Source organism: Acidobacteriota bacterium (assembly GCA_028875725.1).
Lineage (GTDB): Bacteria > Acidobacteriota > Thermoanaerobaculia > Multivoradales > Multivoraceae > Multivorans.
Genome location: JAPPCR010000006.1, coordinates 506,859 through 520,230, shown reverse-complemented (window position 1 = coordinate 520,230; position 13,372 = coordinate 506,859). Strand labels below are relative to the sequence as shown.

Annotated in this window: 13 protein-coding genes; 11 read left to right on the top strand and 2 right to left on the bottom strand. The window is 70.0% G+C overall.

The window, feature by feature from the left end; translation table 11 throughout:
* Window positions 1-25 precede the first annotated feature (25 nt).
* Both OXI49_04190 and OXI49_04185 read left to right on the top strand, forming a co-directional pair.
* Window positions 26-3,136 carry a sialidase gene (locus OXI49_04190; GenBank protein ID MDE2689689.1) on the top strand — a complete coding sequence of 1,037 codons (3,111 nt, stop codon included), beginning with the start codon at window positions 26-28 and terminating at the stop codon, window positions 3,134-3,136.
* A complete protein-coding gene (locus OXI49_04185) occupies window positions 3,133-4,080 on the top strand; it encodes an alpha/beta hydrolase (protein MDE2689688.1) in 948 nt (315 codons plus the stop codon). The genes OXI49_04190 and OXI49_04185 overlap by 4 nt, the downstream gene beginning before the upstream one ends.
* A gap of 6 nt (window positions 4,081-4,086) precedes the next feature.
* On the opposite strand, the gene thpR is transcribed toward OXI49_04185, so the two are convergent.
* The gene (gene thpR, locus OXI49_04180; protein MDE2689687.1) at window positions 4,087-4,638 is read right to left on the bottom strand and encodes an RNA 2',3'-cyclic phosphodiesterase; all 552 of its coding nucleotides are present in this window, start codon (window positions 4,636-4,638) and stop codon (window positions 4,087-4,089) included.
* A gap of 64 nt (window positions 4,639-4,702) precedes the next feature.
* Complete coding sequence (locus tag OXI49_04175) at window positions 4,703-5,704, bottom strand: S1/P1 nuclease (protein ID MDE2689686.1); 1,002 nt, start codon at window positions 5,702-5,704, stop codon at window positions 4,703-4,705.
* Window positions 5,705-6,063: 359 nt separating this feature from the next.
* Between OXI49_04175 and OXI49_04170 the strand changes: the two genes are divergently transcribed.
* From OXI49_04170 to OXI49_04130, 9 genes are read left to right on the top strand one after another with little or no spacing between them, the layout of a single operon-like run.
* Entirely contained in the window at window positions 6,064-7,587 is a 1,524-nt protein-coding gene (locus OXI49_04170) for an AMP-binding protein (protein MDE2689685.1), read from the top strand.
* 6 nt (window positions 7,588-7,593) lie between these two features.
* On the top strand, window positions 7,594-8,628 hold the full coding sequence (locus OXI49_04165; protein MDE2689684.1) for an adenosine kinase: 1,035 nt from the start codon (window positions 7,594-7,596) through the stop codon (window positions 8,626-8,628).
* Between the two features lie 13 nt (window positions 8,629-8,641).
* Complete coding sequence (locus OXI49_04160) at window positions 8,642-10,780, top strand: S9 family peptidase (protein MDE2689683.1); 2,139 nt, start codon at window positions 8,642-8,644, stop codon at window positions 10,778-10,780.
* The gene (locus tag OXI49_04155; GenBank protein ID MDE2689682.1) at window positions 10,777-11,208 is read left to right on the top strand and encodes a hypothetical protein; all 432 of its coding nucleotides are present in this window, start codon (window positions 10,777-10,779) and stop codon (window positions 11,206-11,208) included. The genes OXI49_04160 and OXI49_04155 overlap by 4 nt, the downstream gene beginning before the upstream one ends.
* A 14-nt stretch (window positions 11,209-11,222) precedes the next feature.
* Window positions 11,223-11,714 carry a Na+/H+ antiporter subunit E gene (locus OXI49_04150; GenBank protein MDE2689681.1) on the top strand — a complete coding sequence of 164 codons (492 nt, stop codon included), beginning with the start codon at window positions 11,223-11,225 and terminating at the stop codon, window positions 11,712-11,714.
* Window positions 11,714-11,992, top strand: a complete 279-nt coding sequence (locus OXI49_04145; GenBank protein ID MDE2689680.1) for a monovalent cation/H+ antiporter complex subunit F — start codon at window positions 11,714-11,716, stop codon at window positions 11,990-11,992. The genes OXI49_04150 and OXI49_04145 overlap by 1 nt, the downstream gene beginning before the upstream one ends.
* Window positions 11,989-12,330 (top strand): monovalent cation/H(+) antiporter subunit G, encoded by a 342-nt coding sequence (mnhG, locus tag OXI49_04140; protein MDE2689679.1) that lies wholly within the window; start codon window positions 11,989-11,991, stop codon window positions 12,328-12,330. The genes OXI49_04145 and mnhG overlap by 4 nt, the downstream gene beginning before the upstream one ends.
* A complete protein-coding gene (locus OXI49_04135) occupies window positions 12,317-12,871 on the top strand; it encodes a DUF4040 domain-containing protein (protein MDE2689678.1) in 555 nt (184 codons plus the stop codon). Before mnhG ends, OXI49_04135 begins: the two co-directional genes overlap by 14 nt.
* Entirely contained in the window at window positions 12,868-13,368 is a 501-nt protein-coding gene (locus OXI49_04130) for a Na(+)/H(+) antiporter subunit B (protein MDE2689677.1), read from the top strand. Before OXI49_04135 ends, OXI49_04130 begins: the two co-directional genes overlap by 4 nt.
* Window positions 13,369-13,372 lie beyond the last annotated feature (4 nt).

The window sequence follows — 13,372 nt, the reverse complement described above, 5'->3', positions numbered from 1 at the left end:
CAACCGGGTTTCGGCCGTCGCCGGAGTGCCCGGCGAGAGCAACGTCTACTACGCCGGCGCCGCTTCGGGCGGGCTCTGGCGCAGCAACGATGGCGGCGTCGGCTGGGAACCCATCTTCGACCGCCAGGAGGCGGCTTCGATCGGCTCGGTCACCGTCGCCCCGTCCGACCCCAACGTGATCTGGGTGGGGACCGGCGAGAGCTTCATCCGCAGCAACATCTCGATCGGCAACGGTGTCTACCGCTCGACCGACCGCGGCGACAGCTTTGAACACCTGGGGCTCGACGCCAGCGGCAGGATCGGCCGCATCCTGGTCCACCCGGACGATCCCGACACCGCCCTGGTCGCCGCGCTCGGCCACGCCTACGGCCCGCAGGAGCAGGACGAGGAGGCCCGGGGCGTCTTCCGCACCACCGACGGCGGCGTCACCTGGGAGCACGTCCTGTTCATCGACGCGGACACCGGCGTCGTCGATCTCGCCTTCGCGCCCGACAACCCGCGGTTCGTCTATGCCGCGGCCTGGCAGATCGAGATCCGGACCTCCGGCCGCACCAGCGGCGGCCCGGGCAGCGGCATCTACCGCTCGAAGGACGGCGGCGACACCTGGACGCGCCTCGAGGGAGCGGGCCTGCCCGAGCCGCCGCTCGGGAAGATCGGACTCGCCACGTCGGCCGACGATCCGGACCGCGTCTACGCCCTGATCGAGACGAGTTCGAACCGCGACTTCGCTCCTTCCGATCCCTTCGCCGGCGTCCTCTGGCGCTCGGACGACCGCGGCGACTCGTGGCGATTGATCAGCCGCGACCTGAACCTGATCACCCGGCCGCTCTACTACACGCGCATGGCCGCGGCGCCCGACCGCGCGGACGAGGTCACGTTCGTCGCCACCCGGCAGTCCATCTCGCTCGACGGCGGCCGCACGGTCGAAAGCGAGGGCTTTGAACAGCCCGGTTGGGACCACCACGATATCTGGATCGACCCGCTCGATCCCGACCGGCGGATCGTCGGTCACGACGGCGGCGTGAGCGTCACGAACGACCGCGGGCGCTCCTGGTACCGGCCCCAGTTGCCGATCGCGCAGATGTACCACGTATCGACCGACGACCGCCGGCCCTACTTCGTCTACGGCAACCGCCAGGACGGACCCTCGATGCGCGGGCCGAGCCGCGTCCTCTACGGAGGACGCACCCAGGGCATCCCGGTCGGCGAGTGGCACTCCGTCGGCGGCTGCGAGGTCGGCTTCTCGATGGTCCACCGCGCCGACCCGAACCTGGTCTGGACCGGCTGCTACGACGGACAGCTCGAGCTCTACGACCTGCGCTCGGGCCAGTCCCGCGACGTCAGCGTCTGGCCGTTGGCCATCGAGAGCTCGCCGGCCTCGGAACTCGAGTACCGCTTCCAGTGGACTGCCCCCTTTGCCACCTCGCCGCACGATCCGGAGGCCGTCTACGCCGGAAGCCAGTACGTCCACCGGAGCCGCGACCGCGGCCAGAGCTGGGAGCGGATCTCGCCCGATCTCACCACCGCCGACCCGGCTCTCATGCGCCGCACGGGCGGCCTGACCCTCGACGACGCCGGACCGACGATCGCGCCGGTCGTGTTCGCGATCGCCGAGAGCCCGCTCGAGCCCGGGCTGCTCTGGGCCGGCACGAACGACGGCCAGGTCCAGTTGACCCGGAACGGCGGTGCGACCTGGACCAACGTGACCGCGAACCTCCCCGGCCTGCCGCCCCTCGGCACCGTGCGCAACATCGACCCGTCGGACTTCGCCGCCGGCGCCGCCTATGTGGCGGTCGACCGTCACCAGGAGGGCGACACGACGCCCTACGTGTTCCGGACGAACGACTACGGCGCGACGTGGACCGACCTCGCGGCCGGCCTGCCGCGCGGACCGCTCGCGAACGTCCACGCCGTCCGCGAGGATCCGGAGCAGGCCGGGCTCCTGTTCCTGGGCACCGAGAACGCGCTCCACGTTTCCTTCGACGATGGAACGAACTGGCGGAGCCTCTCGCGGCGCAGCAACGGTGAGCCGAACCTGCCGCCGGCGCCCGTCCACTGGATCGAGGTGCAGGAGCACTTCGACGACCTGGTGGTCGCCACCTACGGCCGCGGCATCTGGGTCCTCGACGACCTGACGGCACTGCGCGAGGTCGCGCGCGGTCTGGCGAGCCGCGGGCCGACGCTGCTGGCGCCACGTGTTACCTACCGTTTCCGCACCCGCGGCGCGCCGATGGCCCAACCCGACGTGCCGGCGACCGGAACGAACCCGCCGTACGGCGCCCTGCTCCACTACTGGATCCCGACGTCAACCGACGCCGGTGACATCGCCACGATCCGCGTCCGCGACGCCGGCGGCGACCTCGTCCGCACCCTGGAAGACCTGCCCGCGGCGGCGGGTCTTCACCGCGTGACCTGGGACCTGCGCCACGCCCCGACGGCCGAGGTCCGGCTGCGCTCGAAGCCCGACGAGCGGCCCGACTGGGAGATGCCTGACCGAGGCTGGCGGCCGCTGCCCGACGGCGGCCGATTCTCGATGCTGGCCGCTCCGGGCAACTACCTGCTCGAACTGGTCCTCCCGACCGACGACGGCGAGCCGGACGACAGCGAGCCGGCGTCAACGGTCGACATGGACCTCCTGCTCGACCCGGACTCCACCGCGTCGCCCAGCGACCTGGAGGCGCAGCACGCCCTGCTCGCCCAGATCCACGACGGCATCGAGCGAGCCGTCCACCTCATCAACGAAGCCGAGCGCCTTCGCCGCGACCTGCGACAACTCGAAGATCGCCTGTCGGAGAGCGGGGGCGACATCGACGTCTTCAGAGCCACCAACCAGGCCGGCTCGCTGCGCGAGGAGCTCCGGGCGACCGAGGGGGAGTTCTTCGACCTCCGGATGACCGGCACCGGCCAGGACGCCCTGCGCTGGCCGCGCCGGCTCTACGCCCGACTCACCTACCTGGCGCGCTCGGTCGGCCAGGCCGACGCCCGGCCCACGGATCAGCAGGCCGCGGTGTGGCGGATGCTCAGCGACGAACTGGCCGCGCAGGAGGACCGTTTCAACGCTACTCTTGCCGGCCCGCTGGCGGAGCTGAACCGGACGCTCGCCGACAGCGGTTTCCTGCTGGTGGCCCCTCCTTGACCCTGACCGCATCCCAACCGCCGCACCGGTTCGAGCCGGCGACCCACCGGCAGCGACGCATCGAGGCCAGCGGCACCGAACTCGAGATCTACGAGTGGGGTCAGGCCTCTGGCCCCCCGATCCTGCTGGCGCACGGCATCCAGGACTTCGCGCTCACGCTCGCGCCGGTCGCCGAGGCCCTGGCCGCCGACCACCGGGTCATCGCCTACGACCTGCGCGGCCACGGCGAGAGCGCGCATCCCGGCATCTACACGATGGCGCACCACATCGCGGACCTGCACGCCGTGTTCCTCGACTGCGAACTCGAGCGACCGATCGTCATCGGCCACAGCCTCGGAGGCCAGGTCGTGGCCCAGTGGGCGGGGATCTTCTCCGAGCTGCCACGGGCCATCGTGTTGATCGAGGGTCTCGGTCCGCCCTACGCCCTGAACCGCTTCCCCGAAGAGGTCAAGCAGAAACGGGCCAGGATGGGAGTCGAGTCGCTGACCCACCCGCGCAAGCACCGGATGGTTTCCTCCAAGGACCACGCCTGGGACCTGCTGAAGCGCGTGCATCCCCGCCTCGACCCGGACCGCGCGCACGAGTTCGTGGACCTGGGCACCCGCCCTCTGGCTTCCGGCGGCCTGGAGTGGAAGTGGGATCCCCAGGTCGTGACGACCTGGATGTCGAACGTGCCGGAAGCCTCCGAGGAACGCTGGAGCTGGGTCACCTGCCCCACCCTCATCCTCACCGCGGCCCTCGCCAACGAGTTCTGGAGCAGCCGCCGCGGCATCGACGAACAGCACGCCACCCCCGAACCCGAAGAGATCGCCCGCCGCGTCGCCCTCTTTCGCCGCGGCCGGCACGAAGAGATCGAGGGCGCCGGCCACATGGTCCACTACGACGCTCCGGACCGCCTCGTCGGGTCGATCCGCCGCTTCCTGAATCGACTGCCGGCCGCGTAGCGCGGTTCACCAGCCGTTTCGCTCGAGAGGAAAGGTCGCCTCGATCGTGTGGCGCGCCCCCGACGGGTGCAGGATGCTGGAGTAAAGATGAAACGACGCGACTTCGCAGACCGGGCTCCGGAACAGGGAGTGGGCGGCCAGGTACCTCTCCAGGTCAATGGGCGGAGGCGGCCAGCGGAATCGTACCAGGCTGACGTGGGGAGCGAACCTCCGGCGCTTCAGAGTCACGCCGGCGCGCCGTAGGCCCCGCGTAACGGCACTGGCAAGGTCTGCAAGCTCGGCCTTCGGCGCCGCGCCCGTCCAGAGCACCCGTGGGGCGCCGCGCCCGGGAAAGCAACCAAGGCCGTGAAGCTCGACATGGATCGGCTCGGCCTCGACCTCGGCCAGAGCATCTTCGACCCGCTCCACAGCCGAACCGTCGACCTCGCCGATGAACGCCAGCGTGAGATGCAGACCGGCGTCGTCCAGCCAGCGGGCATTGCGCAGGCCGGACTGCAGGCTGCGGGCAGCCGCCTTCAACTCAGGAGGCAGGTCGAGGGCAACGAACAGACGGGGCAACGCGCGTCTACTCCCCGCAGCCCGTAGTAGCACGGCAGCGCACGGAAGCGATCGTGGGATGCGCCTACGGCGCCAGGAGGGTGGTAAGCAGGTCGGCCAGGCGATAGCCGGCGAGGGCGGCCCGCTGCAGGGAGATGTCATAGGCGCGGTCGGCGTAGGCGCCGGACGGTGCTTCGCCCCGCTTGAGGTCGGGAGGATAGAGGGCGTTCCGGACGATCCGGTTGGACTCCGCTGCCCAGGCTTCGAAATCGCCTGACTTGAGGTTCGCCCGGACGGCGTCGTCGAGTGGGTGGCGCGCGCGAGCCTCGGCTGCGACCCGGTCCTTGTGAGCCTCGTACTCTCGGTCGCGGGCCTCTCCGAAGAACCTCCAGAACTGCTCGGGCGGCGGCCCGTCGGTAGGCGCGTCGAGTCGAGCCAGGGCCCGATCCCTGTATTCAGCCCTGAACCGGCCGTCGAGGGCGCCATCCCAGAAGGCGTGGAGGTTGCGGTTCCACTGGTCAAGACCGAAACCGTTGCCGCCACGATCGCCTTCCCGTTCGTCGCGCCGCTCCGTGACCCGGGACGCGGCGTGAAGGGGCTGGTGGACGTCCCCTACGAGGTGGAAGATCCAGGCCAGATGGATGGCGCGCTTGCCCGGCCGGGCGGAAGCATCGGCGACCGAGCGCGCAAGTTCGACCAACTGGCTCACCGCATTCGGTTCCGCCACCGGCAGATCCGTGTCGTGGGCGGTCCCGTCGGCGGCCTGGCGCCAAGTCCATCCGATGTAGTGCCAGGTCGGGCGGTTGTACTTCTCGAGCTGACGTGCCAGGTCGGGCCAGTAGGCGGCCCGCTCGAACAGGATCCGGTCCGCGTCTTCGCTGCTCTCTGCATCCTCAAGGCGATACGCGAACCGACCGCAGCCCCGACGGCGATCCTGGTTCAGATCGAGGCAGTGCATCAGACTGTCCCTGGGCGCCTGCCGGAACAAGGCGAGAACCCGGTTGCGAACCTCCGGCTCCAGTTCCTGCCAGGCGATCCGGGCAATGAGTTCATGGCCAAAGTCGTTCCAGGCATGGGCAGCCGGCACCCCACCAACCAACAGAACAACACACCCTGCGGCTATCCCACGACCGAACCTCTGCATCGGCGCCCCTCCTTCCCGCAACTCAGACTTCGTAGCCTAGCCTCGGAGCGTCCAGCCCGCGTGGAGCCGGGGGAGGGGGTCCCGGCGGGCTGGAGCCAAGCGACTGCCCAGACCGCCCCCTCAACCCAGATCGAAGCGCAGCGCAGGCGACCGAAGCGAGCGCCAACTCATCCTCCACCTGGAAAGCGCGAGCGTCCGTCCGGGACCCCCTCCCCCGGCTCCGCGCGAGCGAGTCAACATCGACGCCGCTACGCCAGCCGGCGTTGATAGAGTCCGCGCCCGTCTCGGAAGTCAGGCGACACGTGTCCCACGTTCAGAACTTCACGCTCTACGACGTTCTCGTCCGCAACGCGACGGCGTTCGGCGACCGGCTCGCGCTCGTCACGGAGGGTGGCGAAGAGCGGAGCTTCGCGGAACTCCGCGACCGCGTCGACGCGCTGGCGGCCGGGCTCGACGGACTCGGCCTCGCGGCCGGGGACCGGCTCGCCGTCCTGGCGCAGAACTCGGCGGCCTACGTGGAGCTCTACTTCGCCTGCGCCCGTCAGGGCATCGTCGTCTACCCGATCAACTGGCGGCTGCAGCCGGGCGAGATCGAGATGCTCGTTCGCGAGCGGGCGAGGCCGCGGGCGTTCGTCGTGGGCGCGGACTTCCTCGACGCGGTGCCGGGCGGCCCCGGCGACGAGGCGATCCCCCACTGGTTCCAGTTCGGCGACGATGCGGCGGACGGCTACGCCTCGCTCGACTCGCTCTACAACGGCGCGGCGGCGGACCTGCCACGGCCAGACGTCTCCGCCGGCGACCCCTTCGCCGTCATCGCGACCGCCGCCGTCGACGTCATCCCGCGTGGCGCCCTGCTCAGCCACTCGAACCTGGTCTGGGCCAACCTGCAGGAGATCGCGTCGCTCGGCCTCGGCGGCTCGGACCGCAACCTGGTCGCGCTGCCGCTCTTCCACATCGCGGCACTCGGCCACCTGCTGAGCGTCTTCCACGCGGGCGGCGCCAACGTGGTCACCGCGAAGTACGACCCGGCCCAGGCGGTCGATCTGATCGATCGTTACGCGATCACGATGATCAGCGACTTCCCGCCGGTGCTCACCACCCTGCTCGACGCGGCAGCCGAGGCCGGCAGCCGCCTCGCCAGCCTCCGCCACGTCACCGGCCTCGACTCGCCCGACACGATGCAGCGGCTGCACGACGAGACGGACGCCACCTTCTGGGCCGGTTTCGGGCAGTGCGAGACGAGCGGTTTCGTCACGATCCAGAACGCCCGCGAGCGGCTCGGCTGCGCCGGCAAGGCGGCCGAACTCTGCAGCGTCCGTCTGGTCGACGACGACGAACGCGAGGTGCCCGCCGGCGAGGACGGCGAGATCGTCGTCCGCGGACCGCTGGTCTTCCTGGGCTACGACGGGCAGCCCGACGTGACCGCCCACACATTCCGGGGCGGCTGGCACCACACCGGCGATATCGGCCGCTTTGACGAGGAAGGCAACCTGTTCTACGTCGCCCGGAAGCCGGAGAAGGAGCTGATCAAGCCCGGCGGCGAGAACGTCTATCCCGCCGAGGTCGAGGCCGCGATCCTCGAACTCGACGCCGTGCGTGCCGCCTGCGTGTTCGGTGTCACCGACGACCGCTGGGGCGAGGCGATCCGCGCCGTCGTCGAGGCCGATCCGGAAGCCGGCCTGGACCAGGAGTCGGTCCGCGAGCACGTCGGTTCCCGGATCGCCCGGTTCAAGCGGCCCCGCGACGTCATCTTCACCAGCGAGTTGCCGCGGAGCGGCGACCACGTCGACCGCGCCGCGGTCAAGGACCGCTGGGGAGACCAGTAGCCCGCCGTGGCGGAGCCGCCGCGGGCAGCCGACCCGGAACTGGTCGGAATCGAAAACGCGATCCTCGACCTGCTGGTGCGGGTAGAGGACCGGCACCTGGACGAGATGGGCCTCGACAAGGGGATCATGAAGCTCGTCACCGCCGAAGAGCAGGAGGCGATCCTCGATCACGTGCTGAACCGCGACGGCGAAGTCCTGCAGCCGGAGATCGAGGCCGGCGGCTCCTGCGCCAACGTGCTGCGTGCGGCGTCCCTGCTCGGCGTGGCCACCAGCTACAGCTCGGCGGTCGCCGCCGACGACACCGGCCGCCTGTTCGAGCGTGGTCTGAACGCGAGCCGGGTCCGGAACCGGCTGGCCCACATCGACGGCGTCACCGGCACGTCGGTCGTCCTGGTGACTCCCGACGGCGAACGGACGATGAACACGCACCTGGGCGTGTGCCGGCAGTACCGCCCGGAGCACGTGCCCGAAGAGGACATCCGGAGGTCCCGGATCTTCTTCACGACCGGTTACATCTGGGACACCCCGAACCAGATCGACGCGATCGAACACGCGATCGCGGTCGCCCGCCGCGCCGGCGCCAGGCTGGCCATCGATCTCGCCGATCCGTTCGCGGTCGGCCGCTCGCGCGACCACCTCATGCGGCACAAGGAGCACGGCTTCGACATCCTGTTCGCCAACGCCGAAGAGGCGCGGATGATGACCGGCCTGGGGCCGGAGGCCGCGGCCCGCGAGCTGGCCAGGACGATCGAAGTCGTGGCGATCAAGGACGGTGTCCGCGGCGCCTGGGTGCGCCGGGGCGACGAAGTACACCGGGTTCCCGCACACCGGGTCGAGGTCGTCGACACGACCGGCGCCGGCGACTGCTTCGCCGCCGGTTTCCTCTACGGCCTGCTGCGGGGCCTGCCGATCCGCACCTGCTGCGAGGTCGGAATCGCCATGGCGGCGGATACGATCACGCACCTGGGCGTCAAGCTGTCCCCCGACATCCGGGAACGGCTGACGGCGATCGAACAGCGGCAGGCCGCGGCGGTCCACTGACAGGAGAGAAGCCATGAACCGGAGCATCGCTTGCATCATCGTCGCGCTGGTCCTGCCGGCCGCGGTCACGGCCCAGGAGACGAACCCGATCGAACCGCATCACATCGCCACGCTGCGCAGCGTCGGCACCGTCGAGGTGTCGCCCGACGGCCGTCTCGCGGCCTACCTGTTGAGCGTCCCGCGGCGGCCGCTGGACGAGGACAGCGGCGGCTCGTGGACCGAGCTGCACGTGCTCGACATGGCCGAGCCCGGATCCTCCCGGCCCTTCATCGCCGGCTCGGTGAACGTCGGTCGGCCCAGCTTCCGCGGCAACGACGAGATTCTCTTCACCTCCCGCCGCGGCTCGGACAAGGCGTCCGCCCTCTACGGCATCCCGGTCGGGGGTGGAGAGAGCCGCAAGCTGGTCGAACACCCGAACGGCGTCGGCTCTTACGTCCTGTCGCCGGACGGCAGCCGGGTCGCGTTCCTGGCCCGCCGGGAAACCGCGAAGGAACTGAAGACACTCCGCGACAAGGGGTTCAACCAGGAGATCTACGAAGAGGACCGGCCCCCGACGCGGCTGTGGATCGCGGACGTTCCCGCGCTCGAAGGGGACCGTAGCAACGACGAGTCGAAGCCCGTCCTGGTCGAGTCGGTCGACGGGCACGTCATCTCCGCCGTCTGGAGCCCGGGCGGCGAACGCCTCGCCGCGGTGACCACGCCGACCGCCCTGATCGACGACTCCTACACGAGCAAGTCCGTCGTGATCGTGGACGCGTCGATGGACGACTTCCCCGTGGTCTCGAAGGTCGAGGCACTCGGCAAGCTCGGCCAGGTCGAGTTCAGCCCGAACGGCGAACAGGTTGCCGCCGTATCGGCCGTCGATCAGCACGACCCGGCGGCCGGCAGGCTGATGCTCGTGGGCAGCGAAGGCGGCTTCAGCGACCTGCTGCCGGCGCTCGAGGGCCACGTCGCCTCGTTCACCTGGGAGGACGACGAGCACCTCCTGTACGCGGCCTCCGTCGGCGTCTGGAGCACCCTGGGCAGGGTGTCGACCTCGGGAGAAGCCGAGACGCTGGTAGAACCGGGCGGTCCGATCAGCCTCGGCTTCAGCCTGCCGCGCGATGGCGGCGCCGCGGCGCTGGTCGCGGACAGCCCCGATCACCCGAGGGAGATCTACCGCTACGACCCGGCGGAGCCGCGGGCGCCGCCGGTGCGGATGACGAACTCGAACCCCTGGCTGGACGACATCGACCTGGCCCGCCAGGAGGTCGTCCGGCACAAGGCGCCAGACGGTCTGGCGCTCGAGGGGCTGCTGATCTATCCGCTCGACTACGAGGAGGGCCGGCGCTATCCGCTGATCCTGTTCGTCCACGGCGGCCCGGAGAGCCACCACAGCAACGGCTGGCTGACCAGCTACTCGAACTTCGCGCAGGTCGCCGCGGCGCGAGGCTTCGCGTCCTTCTACCCGAACTACCGCGGCAGCACGGGGCGCGGCGTCGATTTCTCGAAGCTCGGTCAGCACGCCGCCGCCGGCCCCGAGTTCGACGACCTGATCGTCGCGGTCGACCATCTGATCGAGATCGGACTCGTCGACCGGGACCGGGTCGGCATCACGGGCGGCTCCTACGGCGGCTACGCGTCGGCCTGGGGCGCGACCTACTATTCCGACCGTTTCGCCGCCGCGATTCCCTTCGTCGGCATCTCGAACAACATCTCCAAGCTGGGGACGACGGATATCCCGATGGAGATGAAGCTGGTCCATCACCTCACCACGCTCTGGGACGACTGGGACTACTTCGAGAAGAGCAGCCCGATCTACTACGTCAAGCGCAACCGCACGCCGACCCTGATCCTGCATGGCAAGGAGGACCCCAGGGTCCATCCCAGCCAGTCGCTCGAGCTGCACCGGCACCTGAAGACCCTCGGCCAGGCGCCGGTGCGGCTGGTCCTTTACCCTGGCGAGGGCCACGGCAACCGGCGTTCGGCGGCGCGCCTCGACTACATGCTCCGCACCCTGCGCTGGATGGAGCACTACCTCAAGGGCCCCGGCGGCGAGCCGCCGCCGCATGAGATCGACTACGCCGCCTGGCTGCCCTGGGCTGAGGCCGATGATGACGCGGACGAGGGAGGCGAAGCACCGGAAACCGAGGCAACGGGCGGCGGGGAGTGAAGCGACCGTTCCCGCTCGACGCGGCGAGCACCTGGATGCTCGCCGGATGCCTGACGCTCGGCTTCGCCGGATGCGCCGAGGACGCTGTCGAACCCGCCCCGCCCGTCGTCGAACGCCCGACGTGGAAGCCGCCGGCGCCGGCGCCGCCGCCGAAGCCCTGCGGTGTCGGCTGCATCGAGGGCGAGGGCAACGCCACGGTACGGTTCCAGATGGCCGGCGGCGACCACACCGCCACCGCCAGCGTCGAGGGCAACCGGGGCGTGTTCGCCGTGGGGCCGCCCGTCGACATCTCGCGGAACGCGGAGGAGTGGTCGGGGATCACGACCTTCTTCGTCCCTGAAGCGGGCGTCAAGACGCTGCGAATCCGGGCCACCGGCAAGTGGAGCCTGACCATCCTGAAAGGCAAGCAGTCCTATGCGGACGGCTAGAGGCTGATGCCGCCGTGAGGCTGGGCGTTCTCCTGCTGCTGGCCGCCGTCTGGCTCGCCCTCTCCGGGCCGTACACGCTGGACGGGTGGCTGATCCCGGTCTTCGGCCTGGTTTCGGTCGCCTTCGTCTGGCGCCTCTACCTGGCCCTCGAACGGGCCGCGGGAGGCGGTTTCGAGTTCTTCCGCGCCGCCGCCTGGCTTCGGCTGCCGCGGTTCCTGGTCTCCTTCGCGGTCAAGGTCGCGGCGGCGAACGTCCACGTGACGAAGCTGATCCTGTCGCCGAGGATCGAACTCCACCCCCGGCTCCGGCGCGTGACGGCGAGCCAGAAGACGTCGTTCGGCCAGGTGCTGTACGCGAACTTCATCACTCTCACACCCGGGACGATCACGCTGGACCTCCGGGACGACGAACTCCTGGTCTACGCCCTCGACGCGGAGAGCGAGGCGGACGTGATGGACGGCTCGATGGACCGCGACGTGCTGCGGATCGAGGGAGGCTCGAACTGATGTACGTGGCGGGGATGGCGGCGATCATCGTGACGATGTTCCTGGCGCTCGCCCGCGCCGCGATCGGCCCCACCGTGTTCGACCGCATCCTGGCCGTCAACATGTTCGGGACGAAGACGGTGCTGCTGATCGCGGTCGCCGGTTTCCTCACCGGACGGCCCGAGTGGCTCGATCTCGCGATCGTCTACACCCTGGTCAACTTCACCGGCACCCTGGCGGTGCTGCGCTTCGCGCGTTTCGGCAACCTCGCACGCGACGACCGGAAGCCCGACCGTTGAGCGGCGCGCTGGACATCGCGACCGCGGTCCTGCTGGTTGCCGGCGGCTTCTTCTGCATCGTCGGCGGCGTCGGTCTGCACCGCTTCTCCGAGTTCTACCAGCGCACCCACGCGGCGAGCGTCACGGACACCGCCGGCGCCGGGTTGATGCTCCTGGGCCTGATGCTCCAGGGCGGCCTGTCCATGGTGACCCTGAAGCTGCTCCTGGTGCTCGCCTTTCTCCTGTTCAGCAGCCCGGCGATCGCGCACGCACTGGTCAAGGCGGCTCACGGCCACGGGCTGGCTCTCGAGCTTGAGATTGAGGACGAGCGGGGAGGGGACGGCGATGCCGCCGGTTGAACTCCTCCTCATGCTGCTGCTGCTCGCCACCGTGATCGTCGTGGCGAGACTCAAGGACCTGTTCGCCGCCGCCATGCTGACCGGGATCGCGAGCCTGCTGGCGGCCGGGCTGTTCGTCCTGATGGACGCCGTGGACGTCGCCTTCACCGAGGCCGCGGTGGGCGCCGGCGTCAGCACCGTGCTCTTTCTCGGAGCGCTCAGCCTGACCTCGCGGCGCGAGAAGCAACAGGAAAGAACGCGAATCCTGCCGATCCTGATCGTCGTCGCCACCGGCGCGGCGCTGATCTACGGCACCTGGGACATGCCGGCCTACGGCGATCCGGACGCCGTCATCCACCACCACCTGGCGCCGGAGCTGATCGCCGAGACGGAAGAGAAGATCCACATCCCGAACATCGTCACCGCCATCCTGGCCAGCTTCCGCGGCTACGACACGTTCGGTGAAGTGGTGGTCATCTTCACCGCCGGCGTCGGGGTCGCGCTGCTGCTGGGCGGACTCGGCCTGCGACGCCGGGCTGGACACGGCGAGGAGGAATCGTGAAGCCGCCGTCCCGCGTCCGCCAGATGCCGATCCTGCGGGTCATCGCCCGGGCTCTGGTGCCGGTCATCCTCCTGTTCGGCCTCTACGTGCAGTTCCACGGCGACTTCGGCCCCGGCGGCGGCTTCCAGGCCGGCGTCATCTTCGCCGCGGGGCTCATCATCTTCGCCCTGACCTTCGGCGCGGAGACGCTGCGGCAGGTCGTTCCCGTCGTGCTGACGGAGCGCCTGATGGCGGCGGGAGTGCTGCTCTACGGCGCGGTCGGCGTCGTGGCGATGTTCCTGGGCGGAGAGTTCCTGAACTACTCGGCGCTCGACCCGCTGACCACCGGCCACTACGGCCAGCACCTCGGCATCATCGTCATCGAACTGGGCGTCGGCATCGCCGTCGCGGCGACCATCATGCGCGTCTACTACGCGTTCGTGGGCCGCCGCACGGACGAGGACAGGACGGGCGCGGACCCGGCCCTGGACGCCGGCGCCGGCGGAGAGGCCTCGTGAACCT